This is a genomic window from Nocardiopsis codii (genome assembly GCF_036327455.1).
Classification (GTDB): domain Bacteria; phylum Actinomycetota; class Actinomycetes; order Streptosporangiales; family Streptosporangiaceae; genus Nocardiopsis; species Nocardiopsis codii.
Genome location: NZ_JAUZMY010000010.1, coordinates 166,166 through 186,528, shown reverse-complemented (window position 1 = coordinate 186,528; position 20,363 = coordinate 166,166). Strand labels below are relative to the sequence as shown.

General features: G+C 71.0%; 19 protein-coding genes. 14 read left to right on the top strand and 5 right to left on the bottom strand.

Features of this window, described 5'->3' with window-relative positions; translation table 11 throughout:
- Positions 1-42: 42 nt before the first annotated feature.
- On the bottom strand, positions 43-411 hold the full coding sequence (locus Q8791_RS12705) for a VOC family protein (RefSeq protein WP_330091868.1): 369 nt from the start codon (positions 409-411) through the stop codon (positions 43-45).
- A 109-nt stretch (positions 412-520) separates the two neighbouring features.
- On the opposite strand from Q8791_RS12705, the gene Q8791_RS12700 reads away from it, so the two are divergent.
- Positions 521-1,225 carry a TetR/AcrR family transcriptional regulator gene (locus tag Q8791_RS12700; protein ID WP_330091867.1) on the top strand — a complete coding sequence of 235 codons (705 nt, stop codon included), beginning with the start codon at positions 521-523 and terminating at the stop codon, positions 1,223-1,225.
- A gap of 332 nt (positions 1,226-1,557) precedes the next feature.
- Here Q8791_RS12700 and Q8791_RS12695 read toward each other — a convergent pair whose 3' ends face one another.
- Together Q8791_RS12695 and Q8791_RS12690 are read right to left on the bottom strand one after the other, a co-directional pair.
- On the bottom strand, positions 1,558-2,049 hold the full coding sequence (locus Q8791_RS12695) for an ATP-binding protein (protein WP_330091866.1): 492 nt from the start codon (positions 2,047-2,049) through the stop codon (positions 1,558-1,560).
- Positions 2,050-2,139: 90 nt separating this feature from the next.
- On the bottom strand, positions 2,140-3,273 hold the full coding sequence (locus tag Q8791_RS12690) for a methyltransferase domain-containing protein (protein WP_330091865.1): 1,134 nt from the start codon (positions 3,271-3,273) through the stop codon (positions 2,140-2,142).
- 308 nt (positions 3,274-3,581) lie between these two features.
- On the opposite strand from Q8791_RS12690, the gene Q8791_RS12685 reads away from it, so the two are divergent.
- The 3 genes from Q8791_RS12685 (at position 3,582) to Q8791_RS12675 (ending at position 7,285) form a co-directional block, all read left to right on the top strand.
- On the top strand, positions 3,582-5,054 hold the full coding sequence (locus tag Q8791_RS12685) for a helix-turn-helix domain-containing protein (RefSeq protein WP_330091864.1): 1,473 nt from the start codon (positions 3,582-3,584) through the stop codon (positions 5,052-5,054).
- A gap of 21 nt (positions 5,055-5,075) precedes the next feature.
- On the top strand, positions 5,076-5,558 hold the full coding sequence (locus Q8791_RS12680) for a hypothetical protein (RefSeq protein ID WP_330091863.1): 483 nt from the start codon (positions 5,076-5,078) through the stop codon (positions 5,556-5,558).
- Between the two features lie 794 nt (positions 5,559-6,352).
- Positions 6,353-7,285, top strand: a complete 933-nt coding sequence (locus Q8791_RS12675) for an aldo/keto reductase (RefSeq protein ID WP_330091862.1) — start codon at positions 6,353-6,355, stop codon at positions 7,283-7,285.
- A gap of 37 nt (positions 7,286-7,322) precedes the next feature.
- Here the strand turns inward: Q8791_RS12675 and Q8791_RS12670 are convergent, their stop codons facing one another.
- Positions 7,323-7,853 (bottom strand): GNAT family N-acetyltransferase, encoded by a 531-nt coding sequence (locus tag Q8791_RS12670; RefSeq protein ID WP_330091861.1) that lies wholly within the window; start codon positions 7,851-7,853, stop codon positions 7,323-7,325.
- Positions 7,854-8,408: 555 nt separating this feature from the next.
- Between Q8791_RS12670 and Q8791_RS12665 the strand changes: the two genes are divergently transcribed.
- The 10 genes from Q8791_RS12665 (at position 8,409) to cas2e (ending at position 19,449) form a co-directional block, all read left to right on the top strand.
- Positions 8,409-9,233 (top strand): SAM-dependent methyltransferase, encoded by an 825-nt coding sequence (locus Q8791_RS12665; RefSeq protein ID WP_330091860.1) that lies wholly within the window; start codon positions 8,409-8,411, stop codon positions 9,231-9,233.
- 353 nt (positions 9,234-9,586) lie between these two features.
- Complete coding sequence (locus Q8791_RS12660; protein ID WP_330091859.1) at positions 9,587-9,823, top strand: DUF397 domain-containing protein; 237 nt, start codon at positions 9,587-9,589, stop codon at positions 9,821-9,823.
- A 260-nt stretch (positions 9,824-10,083) separates the two neighbouring features.
- Positions 10,084-12,999 (top strand): CRISPR-associated helicase Cas3', encoded by a 2,916-nt coding sequence (gene cas3, locus Q8791_RS12655; protein WP_330091858.1) that lies wholly within the window; start codon positions 10,084-10,086, stop codon positions 12,997-12,999.
- On the top strand, positions 12,989-14,707 hold the full coding sequence (gene casA / locus Q8791_RS12650) for a type I-E CRISPR-associated protein Cse1/CasA (protein ID WP_330091857.1): 1,719 nt from the start codon (positions 12,989-12,991) through the stop codon (positions 14,705-14,707). The genes cas3 and casA overlap by 11 nt, the downstream gene beginning before the upstream one ends.
- Complete coding sequence (gene casB, locus Q8791_RS12645; RefSeq protein ID WP_330091856.1) at positions 14,704-15,345, top strand: type I-E CRISPR-associated protein Cse2/CasB; 642 nt, start codon at positions 14,704-14,706, stop codon at positions 15,343-15,345. The genes casA and casB overlap by 4 nt, the downstream gene beginning before the upstream one ends.
- Before the next feature lie 160 nt (positions 15,346-15,505).
- Positions 15,506-16,693 (top strand): type I-E CRISPR-associated protein Cas7/Cse4/CasC, encoded by a 1,188-nt coding sequence (gene cas7e / locus Q8791_RS12640; protein WP_330091855.1) that lies wholly within the window; start codon positions 15,506-15,508, stop codon positions 16,691-16,693.
- Positions 16,690-17,415 (top strand): type I-E CRISPR-associated protein Cas5/CasD, encoded by a 726-nt coding sequence (gene cas5e, locus Q8791_RS12635; RefSeq protein WP_330091854.1) that lies wholly within the window; start codon positions 16,690-16,692, stop codon positions 17,413-17,415. The genes cas7e and cas5e overlap by 4 nt, the downstream gene beginning before the upstream one ends.
- Positions 17,415-18,155 (top strand): type I-E CRISPR-associated protein Cas6/Cse3/CasE, encoded by a 741-nt coding sequence (gene cas6e, locus Q8791_RS12630; protein WP_330091853.1) that lies wholly within the window; start codon positions 17,415-17,417, stop codon positions 18,153-18,155. Before cas5e ends, cas6e begins: the two co-directional genes overlap by 1 nt.
- Complete coding sequence (gene cas1e / locus Q8791_RS12625; protein ID WP_330091852.1) at positions 18,155-19,102, top strand: type I-E CRISPR-associated endonuclease Cas1e; 948 nt, start codon at positions 18,155-18,157, stop codon at positions 19,100-19,102. The genes cas6e and cas1e overlap by 1 nt, the downstream gene beginning before the upstream one ends.
- Positions 19,099-19,449: a type I-E CRISPR-associated endoribonuclease Cas2e gene (gene cas2e, locus Q8791_RS12620; RefSeq protein WP_330091851.1), complete on the top strand. Its 351-nt coding sequence runs from the start codon at positions 19,099-19,101 to the stop codon at positions 19,447-19,449. The genes cas1e and cas2e overlap by 4 nt, the downstream gene beginning before the upstream one ends.
- 384 nt (positions 19,450-19,833) lie before the next feature.
- On the opposite strand, the gene Q8791_RS12615 is transcribed toward cas2e, so the two are convergent.
- Positions 19,834-20,352 carry a PACE efflux transporter gene (locus Q8791_RS12615; protein ID WP_330091850.1) on the bottom strand — a complete coding sequence of 173 codons (519 nt, stop codon included), beginning with the start codon at positions 20,350-20,352 and terminating at the stop codon, positions 19,834-19,836.
- Positions 20,353-20,363: the final 11 nt, after the last annotated feature.

Sequence of the window (20,363 nt, the reverse complement as noted above, 5' to 3'; positions counted from 1 at the left end):
GCTGGTCTCCTCCTCGAAGGATGGCTGGGCGCGCGGGAACGGTCACTTGCTGCTGCTGACCACCATGCGGTTGCCCTCGCTGTCACGGAACTCGGCGACCGTGAGCCCCGGCTGGTAGAAGGCCTCCTGCGGTTCGGAGACGATCTCCACCCCCTGCTCCCTGAGCGCCTCGACCGTCCCCGCGACGTCCTCGTCCACCAGCACCATGACGGGTTCGGGGGAGGGGGTCTCGTCGGCGCGCCGGACGAAGTGCAGGGACGTCGCCGCGCCCTGGAAGCCGAGTTCGATCCACCGCCACCCGTCGTCCCCCATGGGGGCGTCGGTCACCACCCGGCACCCGAGCCGGCCGGTGTAGAACGCCTTGGCCCGCTCCTGGTCGAACACGGGAAGCTCCGCGAACTGTACGTGCATCGTCGTCACATCTCCTCGAAACGGTCCTCTGCGGCGAGCCGCTATCAAACTAGACTGTCCAGTACCGTACTTGCACCAAACTAGACCGTGCAGTACCAATGGGTCAACCATGACGACTTCGACGACGGGCGGTCCCACGACGGTGGCGGACACACAGAACCCTCCCGGCGGAACCGACGGTCGGGGCCGCTCGGCGCGCAAGCGCCGGGCCGTCCTGGACGCGGCGCGGGAGGTCTTCCTCCGGGGCGGCTACCTCGGCACCAACATGGACGAGATCGCCGCGCTCTCCGGGGTGTCCAAGCAGACCGTCTACAAGCACTTCGGCAGCAAGGAGGCGCTGTTCGTCGAGATCGTCACGAGCATGACCACCGGTGCGGGCGACACCGTCCACGACCGGCTGCCCGAACCCGCCGAAGGCGACGACCTCGCCGAGTACCTGCGGGAGTACGCGTACCGGCAGCTCACCGTGGTGCTCACCCCCGACCTGATGCGGCTGCGCCGCCTCGTCATCGGCGAGGTGTCCCGGTTCCCCGAACTCGCCAGGGTCCTCCACGAGGGCGGTCCCGCGCGCGCGATGCGTGCCATGGCCGCCCTGTTCGAGCGCCTGGCCGGGGAAGGCCGCCTCGCCGTGGACGATCCTGAGACCGCCGCCTCCCACTTCAACTGGCTGGTCATGGCCGAGCCGGTCAACAGGGCCATGCTGCTCGGGGACGGGGCCATCCCCTCCCAGGAGGAGCTGCGCCGCCACGCCGAGGACGGCGTGCGGGTCTTCCTCGCGGCGTACGGCCGCGACACGGGGCGCTCCCCGGAGTAGGAGCCGGGCGGCCGGTGACGCCACCCGCGGGGGTGCGGGGCCCGCACCGCCCCGGGGCCGGGTTCTCAGGCCGGGGGCTGCGACGCGCTCCGCTCACCCGGCGCCGTGGCGCGCCCGGTGTCCGACGCCCGGGAGACCGGAGAACCATCTGCCAAGCCCTGCGGGGCGGGCCGGTCGTCGGGAGTGCTCCCCGCCCCCGCGGGGACGGACCCGGGCAGACCGGGCGGCCGGCGCGGCCCGCGGTGGTGCTCCCCCGACCCCGCGGGGATTCGCCACCCAGCCTCGGCCCGACACCGGCGGGCGCACTCCGGGAGAGGCGGTGGGGTGTCGCGTCACTCGGCGGGCACCGTGAACTCGGCCCAGATCGCGGCGCCCACGCCCTCGTCGGGGAACAGGGCCCGGCGCGTGCCCCAGCGTTCCGACAGGCGGTCGATGAGGACCAGCCCCTGCCCCAGCGACACGTCCGGCCACACCCCCGGCAGGCCCTCGCACGGGAAGTGCGGCACGGTGCTCCGGGCACCCTCACCGACCATCGACAGGCACAGCACCGACCCCCGGCCGGGCACCCCGTACAGGGTCAGCGTGCGCAGCATGCGGCCTCCGCGCGGGTCGGCCCCGACGTGCTCCACCGCGCTGGAGAACATCTCGCTGGCGCAGAGCACCATGTCCGAGACCAGGTCCTCCGTGACATTGGTGAGCAGTTCCAGGTCGGCGCGCAGTTCGGATCTGACCCGGCTCGCCCCGGTGGGGACGCGGGGGTACACGCGGGGGCTCCACCTCCAACCGGGTGCGGCGGTCTGTGGGCTGTACGGCGTGATGGACATGCGGCTTCTCCCTCTGGAGCGGTGCTTCGGGCAGTGGCCCTGGGGACGGTCGAACGTGTGCCGGGACGGACGGCCCCTCCCGGCGGGGGGCTACCGGCTGGACGCGAAGACCGAGTGCGGGTTGTCCAGCCACACCAGCTGGTGGTCGAAGGACACCGTCAGGCCGAACCGCGTGCGGTCCGGGCGACCGGCCTCCACCCACAGCTCGTGCGCGGACTCCAGCTCGTGGAACAGCCGTCGCGGGCCGTGCTGGCGGACCTCGTACCCGCTGTCCCGCTGCTCGGGATCGATGTGCCAGGACGCCCACGACCACGTCTGCGGGTCGATCAGGTACACCGTGTACCGCGGGTCCGCCGGGTCCGGGGCGAACCGCGTCCGGTGCACCACCGTGGGCATCCGCACCCCGACCGCGAAGGCCCCGTCGGGGTCCCGGACCGGTTCCTCCGGCCCCAGACGCGTCCGCGTGACCGTGAACTCCGAGTCCGGGCGCACGTAGGTGTCCACCATGGACAGGGGGTCGTGGACCGGGCGCGCCCCCGCGTGCCCGCTCCCCACCACCCGGCCGCGCGCCGTGCCGTACGCGCCCACCTCGAGGTCCACCAGCACCCCGTCGTGGAAGGAGTTGGTCCACGTGGTCAGCACCCGCCCCCCGGGCTGCGTCTGCGCCACCCACGAGTAGGGGACCCGGCGCACCGCCACACAGCTGATCACCCGGTCGAACGGAGCCCGCGCCGCCCAGCCCTGCGTGCCGTCCCCGCTCACCACCAGCGGGGCGAACCCGGCGGCCATCAGCGACACGCGGGCGTTCTCGGCGAGCGCGAAGTCGATCTCCACCGAGGTCACGGCGTCGTCCCCGAGCCGGTACGACAGCAGCCCCGCGCCGTAGCCCGTTCCGGTGCCCACCTCCAGGACCCTCATGCCGGGGGAGACCCGCAGCAGGTCCAGCACCCGCGCCAGCCCCGACGGCGCCGGGGACGCCGTCACCGGATGGCCGGGGCCCTCCCGGGCGCCCCCGCCCACCCCGGCCGCCACCGGAAGGTCCGCGTAGGCGGCCTCCCACCACTTCGTCTCGTCGTCGCGCCGGTCCACGCGGGAGCCGCCGCCGTCGATGACATCCGGCAGGAACAGGTGGCGCGGCACGGCCTCGAACGCCCCCCGCCAGTCCGGGGTCAGGTCACCGTCCACGGCGAGGCGGGCGACGAGTCTCCGGTGCGCCGGGATCATCGGTCGGCCCCACCGAAAACAGCGTGTTCACCGAGGGACGGAAGGGGATATGCGCAGGTGGAGGAAACGAAGTGGGCGCCCGTGGCGGAAACGACGGTCCAGGGCTTGTGGCCGCCGCCGTTCCTCCTGTGACCAATGTGGGGGGTGTGATTCATGATCGCGCTCCTCGTGGCACCGCCGACGAAGACGGAAACAGGGTCTTCCGCCCATTTCGGGGGCTAGCGATTCCGGGTAAGGATGTCTATGGAGATGTAACGCCGTCCGCCCCTGCCCCTGGAATTCCAAGCCGATATACACCGGCGGTATGAATGCCTGAGTTACCGGTCACCCCCCGACCGACCCCGCCACCCACCTTCTGGACCCGCGCCGACGTACGCCGATCCCTCGCCGGCCAGGACGCGGGAGCCCTGCTGCGCCTGGTCAGGCAGTACACGGGCGCCAGCCAGCAGGCGATCGGAGCCGCCACCGACCTTGCCCAGCCACACGTCAGCGCGATCATGTCCGGGCGACGCTCGGTGACGGCCCTGCGGACGTGGCAGCGCGTGGCCGACGGACTGTCCATGCCCGCCGACGCCCGACGGGTTCTCGGCCTCGCCGAATCGGACGGGGGCGATATCGGCGCGGATCGGGGTACAGGCACTTCAGCTCTCGGCATGGACGAATTGTGGTCTGCGCCGAGAACAGCGCAGGACATCGCCGAGATCACGCTGAGGGATCTGATGAAACGCAGGGACGCTTTCGCGGTCGGTGGTGCTCTCATCATGGGCGCCACATTGACGGAAGTGCTGGAACACTGGTTGCTCCCCGCGATGGCCACTTCCGGCCACGGGCCGAGCAACATCGGGGAATCGGAACTGGGGAGGATCGAGGCCGCAACCGTGGCGCTGCGGCACTGGGACGACCGGTGGCGCATGGGCATCCGCCGCAAGGCCGTGATCGGACAGCTGTCGGAGGTGTCCGAACTCGTCGAGGAGACCCAGCCGGTATCCGTCCAGGCGAGGCTGTTCGCGGTCATGGCCGAACTGTCCAAGATCGTCGCGGCCATGGCCTACGACGCCGGTGACCACCCCACCGCGCAGAAGTACTACACGTTCTCCCTGCGTGCCATCCACCAGGCGGGGCCCGAACACCGCCTGTACGGGGTCGGGGTGCTCGCCGACATGGCCCGCCAGATGCTGGACCTCCACCGTCCGGACGACGCCCTCGACATCTCCAGGCTGGCGCTGGACAGCGCCCACGCCCACCGGGCCCCCGAACGGGTCCTGGCGATGCTCCGCACCCGCGAGGGCTGGTCGTACGCCCGGATGGGCCGGACCGAGGCCTACCGGCGCACCGTCTCCCAGGCCGAGGAACTGCTCGACGGGGGAGGAGGCGGGGAGGTCCCGGACTGGGCGCGCAACTTCGACCACGCGGAACTGTCCGGGGTCGTGGGTGCCCGGTACCGCGACCTCGCCGGCGGCCAGGACGACCGGGCGGCACGGCGCAGGTTCGCGGAGGCGTCCGCCCAGCACATCGGCCGGGCGCTCCAGTTGCGCGACCCCGCCAAGAAACGCAGCCGCGCCTTCGACCTCGTGGGTCTCGGGCGCACCTACCTGCTGCTCGACGAACCGGAGGAGTCGGTGAAGGTGGTCCGCCAGGCCGCGGCGATCCAGCGCTCCCTGGACTCGGGAAGGGTGCGCCGTCGCATACACGACTGGTACACCGAGTCCGCCGCGTTCCACCGTGAGCCCACCGTGGCCGAAGCGCGTGACGAGTTATCGCGTACCCTGCTTGCCCACTAGACGGAAAGGAATGGGGACAGAGTGAGGCGGATCGGAATCACTGGCCACTCGAACATCTCCGCTGGTAGTGCGGAACTGGTGCGAAAAGCCCTAGTAGACGCACTGGAACGCTACAACGAGGACGGCGTCGTCGGCGTCTCCTGCCTGGCGCGCGGAGCGGACCAGCTCTTCGCGGAGGAGGTCCTCGCAGCCGGGGGGACCCTGGAGGTCGTCCTGCCCTCGGCCGACTACCGTGAGGCCAAGGTCGGGCCCGAGAACCGTGAGGGCTTCGACGACCTGCTGGTCCGCGCGAACATGGTGCGTTACATGCGTCACCGGACCGCGGGCCGCCGGGCCTACGAGGACGCCAACGAGGCGGTACTCGGCGGCGTCGACATGCTCTTCGCGGTGTGGGACGGCCAGCCGTCCGGCGGCGGGGGCGGAACCGCGGACGCGGTGCGCGTCGCCACGGAGCGAGGGCTCCCGGTCAACGTCATCTGGCCCGAGGGGGCCAGCCGGGAGTGACCCGGGGGAGCGGGGTGGTGTCGGGGCCGGACAGGGCCGGATCGTGTCCGTCGGGGTCGACGAGGGTGTGCCTTCTGCCCTCCGAACCCGCGATGCGCGTGACGGACATGCCCTGTCCGGTGCCCCGGCCCCTTCCCGAACGCCTACCCGGGTGGTGAAGGAGGCGGCGCGCGCGTGATGGAACCTTCGCGTCGCCCGTTCCTTCCGTCCGCCTCGCGAGAAGTCGGACATCCGCCTTTCTGTCCCGGGCCGGAATCCGACATCCTCCACCGTGTTCCCCGCGCATGCGGGGATGGGTCCTCCAAGGGCCATCCTCCACACCCCAGACTGGATCGGGTGCACTGGCGATGGCTGGCCGTGCCCGGTGAATAGGGGTGCTGGCCGTCCAGCGCTTTTATGCTTGGAACGTGTTCTGGCCAGTGGTTCCACTCTTGGTCAGGGGCGGCTTTGTCATTTCGTGAGATTGAAGACGTTGATAATGACCTTTTCGTATTCTTTGTGGCGGGTGTCTGAATTTCACGAAGTTGGAAAAATGATCGCTTGTCGCTGGTAAGATTCCAGGTCGTTCACTGTGCTCCCCGCGCACGCGGGGATGGACCCGTCACCGCGTTGTCCTCCAGCATCACTACGGAGTGCTCCCCGCGCACGCGGGGATGGACCCGTGGCGGGTTCGGCACGTGCCCCCCCTTCAGGTGCTCCCCGCTCTCACCCCAGCCACGTCCGTACCGCCAGCCATCCCTCCCCCACGAGTGGACACACACCCTCCGCATCCCTCCCGTGATAGGGAGTTGACGATGAAGACCTTCACTCTGCCCGGCACCAAGATCACCGCACCCAACGTGGTCCTCGGCCTGATGCGCATCCAGGAGAAGAGTGACGAGGAGGTACGCACCCTCGTACACACCGCGATCGACTCGGGCATCACCTTCCTCGACCACGCCGACGTCTACGGCAGCGAGCTGCACGGCTGCGAGCGCCGTTTCGCCGAGGCGATGCGGCTGAGCCCGGCCGAGCGCGAACAGCTGGTGATCCAGACCAAGGCCGGGATCGTCCGCGAGGGCCCGTACTTCGACTTCTCCTACGAGCACATCATGGAGTCGGTGCACGGATCGCTGCAGGCGCTCGACACGGACTACATCGACATCCTGTTGCTTCACCGCCCGGACGCCCTCGTGGAGCCGGAGGAGGTGGCACGCGCGTTCGACGACCTCGCCGCTGCGGGCAAGGTGCGCGCCTTCGGCGTCTCCAACCACACCCCGAGGCAGATCGACCTTCTGCGCCGCTACGTGACGCAGCCGATCGTGGCCAACCAGGCGCAGCTCTCGGTCACCCACGCCCCGCTCATCGCCCAGGGGGTGGCCGCGAACATGCAGGGGCTGGACCAGTCCGTCAGCCGCGACGACGGTCTCGTCGACTACTGCCGCCTGCACGACATCACCCTGCAGGCGTGGTCCCCGTTCCAGGCCGGTTTCTTCGACGGGCCGTTCCTCGGCTCGCCGCGCTTCCCCGAGCTGAACGCGGTCATCGACCGGCTCGCGGCACAGTACGACGTTCCGCCGCTCGCGATCGCGACCGCGTGGATCACCAGGCACCCCGCGCAGATGCAGGTGGTCATCGGCACTACCACGCCGGAACGCGTCGCCGCCGCTGCCCAGGGCTCGGACGTGCCGCTGACCCGGGCCGAGTGGTACGAGGTGTTCCGCGCAGCCGGGTACACCGTCCCGTAGGCCCGCGCCGAGCGGCCTGCCGAACGGACGCCGTGTTTCACGCCCGCCCGTTCGGGAGGCCGCCCCCCGCTCTCGCCGGCGCGTCGAAGGAGATCCACACGTCCGGCGGCAGGTCGGGCCGCCCCGGCACCGGTCGGCGCTCCTCGGTCCACGTGTCGCCGACGATCTCCGTGGCCGCCCGGCGCCAGAAGCGCACCGCCGTCGCGTTCTCGTCCTGGAAGGCGACCTCCCACGGGCCCGGGTTCCGGGCCGTGATCTCCTGGACGGCACGCAGCCCGACCCCCGCCCTGCGCGCGCCGCGCACCACGAAGAAGCTGTTCAGCACCCGCGTCGTGCCGGACAGGCCCCGCACGAACGCGAAACCGGCGGGCCGCTCGCCGAGGGCCACCACGTACGGCGCCCAGTCGGGGTCGGTGAAGGCCGCACGGAGCCGGTCGCGTCGGAAGGTCCCGTCCGGGGCGGGCAACAGCCCGCGGAACTCCGACATGTCATGGCCGAACATCACCCACAGCCGCTCCACGAGCGGGCGGTCAGCGGAGTTGGCGAGGCGCACGGAGACGTCTGGCATGGGACTCCTTCGTGTGGGCGGGTCGACGGGCAGGTCCCCCGGGACGCGGGGAGAAGCCCAGGTCGGATCGGCCCCGGGCATGAAAAAAGCCTCCCCGGCGGAGGCGTCTCCGCGCCAGGAAGGCGTTATCGCTACAGCGAATTCTAGCAGCGGACGGCTTCTCCCTTCCAACGGCGAGCGCGCAGACGCGGGGCCCGTGCATGCGAGACCCCGCGTTCTGCCTGGCAGAACGGTAGCGCCGGGTCGGAGTGTGCCCCGCGCGTCACCACGCGGGTGGAACGGCACGGTGCCCGGCCGCCGCCCCGCCCCGCGAACCCCGGGGAACAGGACGGGCACGGGAGAGCGCGGCGAGCGCGCGAGGCACCGGCACGGAGGCTGGAACCCCGGCCACACCGGCATAATTCGCAAGCTCGGGGCGTCGCGCCTCGGCGCGCCCGGAGGTGGTGTCGTCTATCATCAGTGCCACTAGATCCCGGTTCAGAGTGGGATTCCAGGAGTTTGAATGCTGGATTCTCCACCCCGCGGCGGCCCCCTGTGTATAGAGGTAGATGCTCCATGACTGACGACCCGTCCCTTGCCGCTCCCGCCGCGGGCTCCGGCCAGGCTCAGCAGATCGACACCACCCGGACCCACTCGGCCCGGATCTGGAACTACTGGATGGGCGGCAAGGACAACTACCCGGTCGACCGCGAGGCCGGCGACCAGGTGGCCGAGTTCTTCCCGGAGATCAGGGACCTGGCCCGCACCAGCCGGGACTTCCTGATCCGCGTCGTGACGCACCTGTCGGGCGAGGCGGGCATCCGCCAGTTCCTCGACATCGGTACCGGCATGCCCACCGCCAACAACACCCACGAGGTCGCCCAGGCGGTCGCCCCGGAGTCGCGGGTGGTCTACGTGGACAACGACCCGCTCGTGCTCGCGCACGCGCGCGCTCTCCTCGTCGGAACCCCCGAGGGCGTCACCGACTACATCGACGCCGACCTGCGCGACCCCGACAGGATCCTCGAACAGGCCGCGAAGACCCTGGACTTCGACCAGCCCATCGCGCTCATGCTCATGGGAATCCTGGGCCACGTCCCCGAGGACGAGATCATGCCGATCGTGAGTCGGCTCGTGGACGCGCTGCCGCCGGGAAGCTACCTGGCGAGCTACGACGGCTCCAACACCAGCGAGGCCTACAACGCGGCCATCGAGGTGGGGAACAAGCAGGGCGCGGTCCCGTACCTGCTGCGGAGCCCGGAAGTGATCGCCGCCCGCTTCGAGGGCCTGGAACTCCTGGAGCCGGGCGTGGTCCCGTGCCCCCTGTGGCGTCCCGCCCCCATCGAGGTCGGTACCCGCCGCGGCATGGACCAGTACGGCGGAGTGGCGCGCAAGCCCTGACGCTGTGACGCGGTTCCGGGGTGTGGACGGCATCTTGGCGGAGGACCGGTCGCGAGCCCCTGAGCGGTCAGCCCCGAGCGTGACAAGGCCTCCCCGACGGATGTGCATCCGTACCGGGGAGGCCTTCGCCGTGAGGCGAGTTCTTGTGGGGAGGGTTCGCCTCCCCCCTCAGACTTCTGGAGGGCCCCCGAGCACCGCCGCGAGGGTGTGGCAGCACAGTGTCAGGCCGAGTCCTCCGCTCTCACGAACCCTGCGGTGGGAATGCGGGCAGGAACGGAGGAGGGGCCCGGGCGTCCGACGCAGACGATCGGCTTCCTGGAAGGGGTCGCCCGGCCTTCGGAGAAGGAGTAGTAATGAAGCTCCACGCCGGGACCTGGTTCACGTCGAGGTGCAGCGTAACTTCGTCCAATTGTGTCGGGATCTCCGACCTGGGCGATGTCACGGCGGTACGAGACACCAAGCGTCGGCTCGGTTTCCCTGTCAGTGAGTGGGACGCCTTCATTCGTGATGTGAGGAGAGGTGATCAAGGTGAGAACTCAGCATCCTGTCTCCCAAAGCGACCAATGGGCTTCTATGATCCTGATGACTGATTCTCGACAAGTTGGAAAAACGACCGCTTGTCGCTGGTAAGTTGCCAGGTCGTTGACTGTGCTCCCCGCGCACGCGGGGATGGGGCCACGCCTACGACACCCGCCCTCTTCGCCCTGCTGCGTGCGCAAGGAGTGGGATTAAATACCACAAGAGCCCCAATTCCGTGGCAGAACCCGCGAGTAGTGATTGACCGCATTCGGTCGGAAGAATGTTCGAGAAACCCCGCGAGGTCATCCGCGAGTTCGGTTGAATATTTGGCATGACCCCTCACGGACAGCCCTTGACCTGGGCTGCCACGTTGTCCCCTGCCGCTCGCGCAGTGTGGGCCAAACACGACTTCGATTCCGACGGCTGGCTTCCTCTCCACCGCCACATGGCCGACAGCGCTGCCGTCGCGCGCAAGCTCTGGGACGAATGGCTCCCGGACCAGGTGCGCGACCACATCAGCGCCGCACTTCCGCTGGGCCCTGACGACGCCCGCCGCCTGGCCGTCTGGCTCGCCGCCACCCATGACATCGGCAAGGCCACCCCCGCCTTCGCCTGTCAGGTGGAGCAACTCGCGGACGACATGCGCCGCCAAGGCCTGGAGATGCCCCTCCAGAAGCAGATGCCCGACCGGAACCTCGCCCCCCACGGCCTCGCCGGACAGCTCATCCTGCGCGACTGGCTCGTGGAGCACCACGGCTGGAACCCCCGCGACACCCACCAACTCACCATCGTCGCGGGCGGACACCACGGCGTCCCGCCCGGCTACTCGGCCATCGCCGACCTCGACAAGCACCACCAACTGCTCCGCACCCCCGGTTACGAACAGGCCTGGACCGCAGCCCAGACCGAACTCCTCGACACCGCCGCCCTGGTCACCGGAGTGGACGACCGCCTCTCCGACTGGAAGTCCCTCAAGTTCCCGCAGACCGTGCAGGTGCTCCTCACCGCCCTCGTCATCGTCGCGGACTGGATCGCGAGCAACCCCGACTTCTTCCCCTACTTCCCCGGCGAGCGCAGCTCCGACCCCGAGCGCACACGGGAGGCCTGGCGCCGCCTCGACCTGCCCCAGCAGTGGAAGGCCGAGGAGCCCGAGGGCACCGCGGCCGAACTCTTCTCGGAACGCTTCGCACTCCTTGAGGGCGCGACCGTCCGCCCCGTCCAGGAACAGGCCGTCGAGGCCGCCCGGCAGATGTCCGGCCCCGGCCTGATGGTCATCGAGGCCCCGATGGGCGAGGGCAAGACCGAGGCGGCCCTCGCCGTCGCCGAGATCTTCGCGGCCCGGTCCGGAGCGGGCGGCTGCTTCGTCGCCCTGCCGACCATGGCCACCACCAACGCCATGTTCGGCCGCTATCTCACCTGGCTCGACCGCCTCCCCGGCATGCCCGACGAGGCCGCGTCGGTCTTCCTCGCCCACTCCAAGGCGCACCTGAACGAGGAGTTCACCCAGCTCATGGGCGGCGGGCGCCGTCTGGCCACGGACACCGAGCGCGACGCGGATGACGAGGGCTCCGCCAGTGGCTCCGGCCCGGGCAAAGCTCCTCACGCCCCCGCCGACCTCGTCGCCCACCGCTGGCTCCGGGGCCGCAAGAAGGGCATGCTCTCCTCCTTCGCCGTCGGCACCGTGGACCAGCTCCTCTTCACCGGTCTCAAGAGCAAACACCTGGCACTCAGGCACCTCGCCATGGCGGGCAAGGTCGTCGTCATCGACGAGGCCCACGCCTACGACACCTACATGAACGCGTACCTCGACCGCGCCCTGTCCTGGCTCGGCGAGTACGGCGTCCCCGTCGTCGTCCTCTCCGCGACCCTGCCCGCCCGGCGTCGGCGCGAGCTGGCCGAGGCCTACACCGGCACCTCGGGGGAGGGGTACGACGAGGTCGAGAAGGCGCGCGCGTACCCCCTCATCACCACGGCCGAGCCCGGGAGGGCCCCGCGCCTGCACACCCCCGCCGCGTCCGGCCGCGCCACCGACGTCGTCGTGGAACGCCTGTCCGACGACCTGGACGCGCTCACGGCACGCCTGGAGGACGCCCTGTCCGACGGAGGTTGCGCCCTGGTTGTACGCAACACCGTCGCGCGCGTCCACGCGGCCGCCGCGCACCTGCGTGCCCACTTCGGCGACGACACGGTCACCGTGACCCACTCGCGGTTCCTCGCCCTGGACCGCGCCGCCAACGACGACGCCCTGGTCGCCGACTACGGACCGCCCGCCAAGGTCGCCGAACTCGGCGGGAAGCGCCCCGGCCGCCACATCGTGGTCGCCAGCCAGGTCGTGGAGCAGTCCCTGGACGTGGACTTCGACCTCCTGGTCACCGACCTCGCCCCCGTCGACCTCGTGCTCCAGCGCATGGGGCGCCTGCACCGCCACCCGCGCGGCCGGGACCAGTGCGACCGCCCCGAACGCGTGCGCCGGGCCCGCTGCCTGGTCACCGGCGTGGACTGGGACGAACTGCCGCCCAGGCCCGTCAGGGGCTCGCGGACGGTCTACGGCGAACACGCGCTCCTGCGCTCCCTCGCCGTGCTCCGAACGCGACTGGAAGCGGACACCGACACCGGCCGCACCGTCCGCCTCCCCGACGACATCAGCCCCCTCGTCCAGGACGCCTACGGTGACGCGACCGTCGCCCCCGACACCTGGCACGAGCGAATGGCGCAGGCCCTCACCGCACACGGGACCGAGCAGGCGCGCAAGGGCGAGAAGGCACAGACCTTCCTACTCAAACCGGCCGCCCGGGCCGGGCGTGCGCTGATCGGCTGGATCGAGGCCGGGGTCGGCGACGCCGACGACAGCCAGCCCGGCAAGGCCCAGGTCCGCGACACCCGCGACAGCCTGGAGGTCCTCGTCGCCCGCCGCGACGCCGACGGAACCATGACCACCGTCCCCTGGTTGACCGACGGGCGCGGCGGGCTCGCCCTGCCCGCCGACACCGCGCCGCCACCCGCCTCCGCACGGGCCCTGGCCGCCTCGGCACTGCGCCTGCCCTACCAGTTCACCTTCCCCAAGGTGCTCGAACAGGCCATCACCGAACTCGAAACCGACATCGTCCACGCCTGGCAGACCAAGGACGCCCACTGGATCGCCGGAGAACTCGTCCTCTTCCTGGACGAGGACGACCGCGCCGACCTGGCGGGATTCCGACTCCACTACACCCCGACCGACGGACTGGAGGTCCACCGTGCCGACTGACGCCTCCGGGCCAGCGTCACCCCCGCCGCCACACGCGTCCCCACCGACGCACCCGCCCTCCTTCGACCTGACGAGCCGGCCCTGGCTACCCGTCCAGCGCCTCGACGGCACCGAGGCCGAACTCTCCCTGACCGAGGTGTTCGAGCAGGCCTCACACCTCCGGCGCCTGGTCGGGGACGTGCCCACCCAGGACTTCGTCCTCCTCCGGCTGCTCCTGGCCGTCCTGCACGACGCGCTCGACGGTCCGGAGGAGATCGAGGACTGGGCGGAGCTGTGGAACGACGGAGACGGTGACCTTCCCGCGGACCGCGTCCGCGGCTACCTAGACGAACACCGTGACCGCTTCGACCTGCTGCACCCGTCCACCCCGTTCCTCCAGGTCCCGGACCTGCACACGGCCAAGGGCGAACACTCCTCGCTGGACCCGATCGTGGCCGACGTGCCCAACAACGCGCGGTTCTTCACCATGCGCGCGCACGGCGCCGAACGCCTGGGCTTCGCCGAGGCCGCCCGCTGGCTCCTTCACGCCCATGCCTACGACACCTCGGGGATCAAGTCCGGTGTGGTCGGCGACCCCCGGGTCAAGGGCGGCAAGGTCTACCCGCAGGGGGTGGGCTGGGCCGGGAACCTCGGCGGGGTCTACGTGGAGGGCGACGACCTGCGCGCGACGCTGCTCCTCAACCTGCTGCCCCGCGACACCGACAACCTGCGCTCCCGCACCGACGACCGGCCGGCCTGGCGCCACGAGCCCGCCACCGCCGAAGCCCTCGGGGGAGCGGAGGCCCAGACCCGTCCCCACGGCCTGCGCGACCTCTACACCTGGCAGAGCCGCCGCGTCCGCCTGCACCACGACGGCGACGCGGTCCACGGCGTCCTGCTCGCCTACGGCGACCCGCTCACTCCGCGCAACAAGCACGACCGCGAACCCATGACCGCCTGGCGGCGCAGTCCCGCCCAGGAGAAGAAGATCGGTGAGGAACAGGTCTACCTGCCCCGGGACCACGACCCCGCCCGCAGCGCCTGGCGGGGGCTCGGCGCCCTGGTCACCGGCCACGTCCGGGGCGCGGAACAGCGCCGCGAGGCCGCGAAGATCGTGCGCCCCCGGGTTCTCGACTGGATCGCGCGCCTGACCGTGGAGGGATACCTGGACGGGGGTCTCCTCATCCGCACGCGCCTGGTCGGCGCGGTCTACGGCACCCAGCAGTCCGTTATCGACGAGATCGTGGACGACACCGTCGCCATGCCCGTGGTCCTGCTGCACGAGGAGGACAGCACCCTCGGCCAGACGGCGGTCGACGCGGTCAACGACGCGGAAGGGGCGGTCATGGTCCTCGGGGACCTGGCCACCGCCCTGGCCGAGGCGGCGGGCGCGGAGAGCGAGGCCCCCCGGGCCACCGCCCGCGATCGGGGCTTCGCGGCCCTCGACGAGACCTTCCGCAAGTGGTTGCGCGACCTGCGCCCCTCCGACGACCCCCTCTATCCGGGTGAACAGCGCAGCCGGTGGCAGCTCACCGCGCGCGAGATCGTGTCCGGCATCGGTGACGACCTCCTCGACTCCGCCAGTGAGGCCGCCTGGACCGGCCGGGTCGTCGCCGCCAAGAACGGCCCGGTCTGGCTCACCGCCTCCCGCGCCGACCTGCGCTTCCGTTCGGGACTGCGCAGGGCGCTCCCCATGGCCACCCCCGACGACCCGGAGGCACCGCAGTGACCACCGCGAACACCACCGCCTACGTGCCCGACCTCAGGAGGGTCGGCGCACTCGTGGACGAGCGCGTCCGCGCGCTCCAAGGCGGCTACCTCAAGGACCTCTCCACGGCCGTCGCCACCCTGGCCAAGCTGCGCCGCGGCGCGGGCAAGCCCATCGAGGCGGTTCCGGAACTGGTGGGGCTCACGCTCGACCACCGCTTCTACGAGGCCTTCCCCGTGGAGGATCCGCGCACCGAGGCCGCCGAGGCCGCCGCCCACGAGGCGCTCACCCTCTACGCGCTGCACCAGCAGTCCAAGCGGGAGCGGGGCATGCACAAGCGGGGCAGCGGGCTCGGCGAGGCCGTGCGCCGCCTCATGCCCGGCGGCGACATCGACGAACCCCTGCGCAAGAGGTTCGTGCAGGCCGGAAGCGCGGCCGACCACGCCACCCGCCTGGACCGCCTCCGCGGCATCGTCAGCCTCCTGCGTACCCAGGACATCCCGCTCGACTACGGGCTCCTGGCCGACCAGCTCCACGACGCCCGGACGCCGGCGGGGTCCGCCCGGGTGCGCCGGGCCTGGGGACGCGGTTTCCAGGCCCACCGGCCGGAGCGGACCGACGACACACCGCCGGAGACCGAACCGGGCACCCCCGCCTGAGACGGACCGGGCCCCGGCCCGGAACGGTGACCGGCGCCGTCCGCGCGGACGGCGCCGACGGGGAGGGCCGCGCAGGCCCGCGCGCTGTTCCGGCAGCGCTCCCGACCAACCCCCTCACGCGTGCCTTGGCGGGCACCGACAAGACGACGAGGACACCACCATGAGCCGCACCATTCTCGACGTGCACGTGTTGCAGACCGTGCCGCCCAGCAACCTCAACCGGGACGACACCGGCGCCCCCAAGACCGCCGTCTACGGCGGGGTGAAGCGCTCCCGCGTTTCCAGCCAGGCGTGGAAGCGCGCCACCCGGCTCGCGTTCGACGCCCTGCTCGACCCCCAGGAGCTGGGCACCAGGACCAAGCGCGTCGCCGAGCTGATCGCCGCGCGCATCCGCGAACTCGACCCGTCCGTGGAGGAGGTCGAGGCGCTCGCCCTCGCCGCGGAGACCGTGCAGACCGCCACCGGCTCCAAGATCGAGGTGCCCAAGCGCAAGGCCGACGCCGCCAAGAAGAAGGGCGACAAGGAACCGGCCCCGGAGTCCGCCTACCTGATGTTCCTCAGCGCCCGCCAGCGCGACGGCCTGGCCGAACTCGCCCTGGAGGGACGCGAGGACATCAAGGCGTTCCTCAAGGAGAAGGAGAACAAGGCGCGCGCCAAGTCCGTCGCCGACACCCGCCACTCGGTGGACATCGCCCTGTTCGGGCGGATGGTCGCCGACGGGGCCGACGTCAACGTGGACGCCGCCGCGCAGGTCGCCCACGCCATCAGCGTCCACGCCGTCGAGAACGAGTCCGACTACTACACGGCCGTGGACGACCGGAACCCGGAGGAGGACACCGGGGCGGGCATGATCGGCACCGTCGAGTTCAACTCCGCGACCCTGTACCGGTACGCTGCCGTCGACGTCGACCTGCTCCGCAGGAACCTGGGCGAAGGGCTGCGCGAGGACGAGCCCGTCACCGAACCGCTGCGCCGCGCCGTCGAGGCGTTCGTGCGCGGGTTCGTGGAGTCGCTGCCCACCGGCAAGATCAACACCTTCGGCAACCACACACTGCCCGACGCGGTTGTCGTCAAGTTGCGTGACTCGCGGCCCATCAGTTTCGTGGGGGCGTTCGAGGAGCCGGTGACGGCCGGGGCCGGGCACGTGGCCGAGGCCAGTGCACGCCTGGCCGACCACGTCTCCCAGGTCGAGCGCGCCTACGGCGCCGAGGACGGCGTGGACACCTGGGTCGTGCACGTGGGGGAGCGGACCGCCAAGCTCTCCGGACTCGGCCCCGTTGTCTCCCTCCCCGAGCTGGTCTCGCAGGTGGGCGCGGCCGTCGCGCAGCGTCAGGCGCCGACGGCATGAGTGCCCTGCCCCTCGTCCTGGCCGGCCCCCTCCAGTCGTGGGGGTCGGCGTCCCGGTTCGCTCGCCGGGGCACCGAGAACGCCCCCACCAAGAGCGGGGTCATCGGCTTGCTCGCCGCCGCCCTCGGACGCGACCGCACCGCCGACCTGTCCGACCTGGCCGCGCTGCGGTTCGGTGTGCGCGTGGACCAGCCGGGCGTGCGCGTGCGCGACTACCAGACCGCGAAACACCTGGTCACAGGCGTCTCCATGCCGGTGTCGGAGCGCTTCTACCTGTCCGACGCGGTGTTCGTGGCGGCGGTGGAGGGCGATACGGACCTGGTCGCCGACCTGTACCGGGCCGTCCGCGCCCCCGTCTACCTGCCCTACCTGGGCAGGCGCTCCTGCCCGCCCGCGCGGCCCGTGGACCTCGGCGCCCCCGTCGACGGCACGGTCGAGGAGGTCCTGGAGCAGACGCCCTGGCAGGCCTCCCGCTGGTTCCAGCGACAGAGGAACCGGCGGTGGCGGGAAGAGGGGCAGGTGGAGCTCAGCACCCTCGTCGACGCCGCACCGGGGCAGACCCGGGCCGACACCCTGCGCGACCTGCCGCTCAGCTTCGACCCCCTGCACCGGCGCTACGCCCTGCGGGCGGTGATCCCGGGGGCGGTGCGTGTCCCGAACCCCCTCGTCCGCCGCGCCGCACCCCCCGACCACGACCCCGTGTCCGCACTGGGAGGCAGCTGATGTACCTCACCCGATTCCGGTTCAACACCAACAGGCCGGGGAGCAGAAAACTGCTGTCCTCGCCGCAGGCCACGCACGCCTCCGTGATGGGCGGATTCCCCGGACTCCTGCCGGGCGACCCGGGAAACCAGGGGGAGGCGGGGGCGCCGCGCGTGCTGTGGCGGGTGGACCGCAACGCCAGGGCGGAGGTACTGCTGTACGTCGTCAGCCCGACCGCGCCCGACCTGACCCACCTGGTGGAGCAGGCGGGGTGGCCGGCCGCGGAGGGGGCCGGATGGCAGTCCCACGACTACGGCGGGTTCCTGGGGAGGCTGGAGGCGGGGCAGACATGGGCGTTCCGCCTCACCGCGAACCCCGTGCACAGCATCCGGCGCAAGGACGGCGAACCGACCAAGGTCACCGCCCACGTCACCCCCCGCCACCAGGCGGGATGGCTGTTGCAGCGGCAGGAGGCGTGCGGGATCGAGATCGTGCGCAGGCCGGTTGACCAGCAGTTGATTCCGGGTGAGGACGAACACGAACTGGTCGTGCACGGTCGCGACGCCTCCGGATTCGACAAGCCCGACCCCCGGTCCGGGAAGAGGGGGAACGGCCGCATGCGCGTGCCCCTGGTGACCGCGACCTTCGACGGCAGGCTGACCGTCACCGATCCCGACGCCCTGCGCCGCGTGCTGTGCGCCGGGCTGGGACGGGCCAAGGCGTACGGCTGCGGCCTGATGACCCTGGCGCCGGTCGCCTGATGGGATCGGTGAGCAGACGGCGAGCCTCGACCCCGCGTGAGTTGACCAGGGCCGGTGACCGGTTGTCCTTCGTCTACCTGGAGAGGTGCGTCGTCCATCGCGACGACAACGCGATCACGGCCGAGGACGGGGAGGGGGCGCGGCACATCCCGGGCGCGACCATCGGCACCCTCCTCCTCGGACCCGGTACGACCGTCACCCACCAGGCGATGAAGGTCCTGGGGGAGTGCGGGGCCAGCGTCGTGTGGGTGGGAGAGCAGGGGGTGCGCTTCTACGCGGCAGGGAGGGGGCTGACGCGCTCCTCCCACATCGTGGAGGCGCAGGCCACGGCGTGGGCCAACCGGCAGAGCCGCCTCGACGTCGCGCGGCGGATGTACCGGATGCGGTTCCCGGACCTGGACGTGGAACGGTTCAACCGCCAGGAACTCCTCGGCAAGGAGGGGAAGAGGGTCCAGTCGTGCTACCGCGCCGAGGCGGAACGGACCGGTGTGCCGTGGCACGGGCGGCGCTACACGCCAGGCGACCACGAGTCCTCGGACGCGGCGAACAGGGCGATCACCTCCGCCGCGCAGTGCTTCTACGGGGTGGCGCACGCGGTGACGACGGCTCTCGGGTGCAGCCCGGGGCTGGGCTTCGTGCACTCCGGCCACGAACGGGGCTTCGTGATGGACGTCGCGGACCTGTACAAGGTGGAGATCGGCATCCCGGTGGCCTTCGACGCCGCGGCGCAGGGCACGGACGACGTGGACGGGGTGACGCGAAGGGTTCTGCGCGACCGCATCAACAAGGGCGGGTTGCTCGACCGTTGCGTCGACGACATCAGGACGCTCCTGCTGGGCGATCAACACGAGGCGGGCGAGGACCAGGAAGACACGGTCGGCCTGGTGGGCGACCGGGGAGACCTGCTGGAGGCCGGGCGGGACTACTCCCACGAGGTGGTCTGGTGACCGTCCTCATCCTCACCAAGTGCCCGCCGGGGCTGAGGGGGTTCCTGACCCGGTGGCTGTGGGAGATCTCGGCCGGCGTGTTCATCGGCAACCCGTCCCGGAGGGTCCGGGAGACGCTCTGGGCGGAGGTGAAGGGGTACGCGGGGAACGGCAGGGCGCTGTTGGTGTACAGCAACGACTCCGAGCAGGGGTTCACCTTCGAGTCGTTCGAGCACCACTGGCAGCCGGTGGACCACGAGGGGCTGACGCTCATGCACCGCCCGCGCAAGGCTGCGGTGGAGAGCGCGCCGACGCCGAAGAAGGGGTGGAGCAAGGCCTCGAAACGGCGCCGCTTCGGGGGAAGGTGAGTGTGGTGGCTCCCGTGTGCTTGGTGTCCCTGGTGTCCGTTTTCCAAGAAGTTGGAAAAACGGTCGCTTGCCGCTGGTAAGTTCCCAGTTCATTCACTGTGCTCCCCGCGCACGCGGGGATGGACCCCCCGCGCGGTCCACGACGAGACGGTGCGGATGTGCTCCCCGCGCACGCGGGGATGGACCCCGAGGAGGTACCCGAGCCAGATGCACGCGGCCGTGTTCCCCGCGCACGCGGGGATGGACGCGCGATCGGGCGTCGCTTCGGCTGGTCGAACAAGTGCTCCCCGCGCATGCGGGGATGGGCCACTGGCCAACGCTGAGGTGATCGTGGAGAACCTGTGCTCCCCGCGTCGGCGGGGATGGCGGCCTTCGGTCGAAGGCTCAGGGGCGCTCGGGGGCGGGTTCCGATGCCCCGACAGCGCCCCCCGCCCCGACCCCCGCATCGGTCCCGGTCTCCGCCGATGCCTCCGGACCCGGGTCCGCGATGGCGGAGGACGGCAGGCCGAAGACCTTGTCGAAGGCCCAGTTGTAGCCGAACGTGTAGAACGGGATGTAGACGATGAACACCAGGTCCAGCAGCAGCGCCTGAAGCAGCGTGATCTCCAGCCACCACGCGATGAGCGGGATCAGGAAGCACACCAGCGGCAACTGGAACGCGACCGCGTGCAGGACCCTCCTCCCCACGGTGCGCTCGCGGCTGGCCTGCCGTCTCTCCCATGCCTCGAACAGGTAGTTGAAGGCCACGTTCCACAGTGACGCCACCGTGGCGAGCATGATCGCGAGCGTGGCCGTCGTCGCCGGGCCGCTGCCGGTCAGGGCTGTCATCACCGCGGTACCGACGAGGAATCCGATGACCTCGTAACCGCCCACGTAGACCAGCTTGCGCTTCAGACCTTGCACTTCGCACTCTT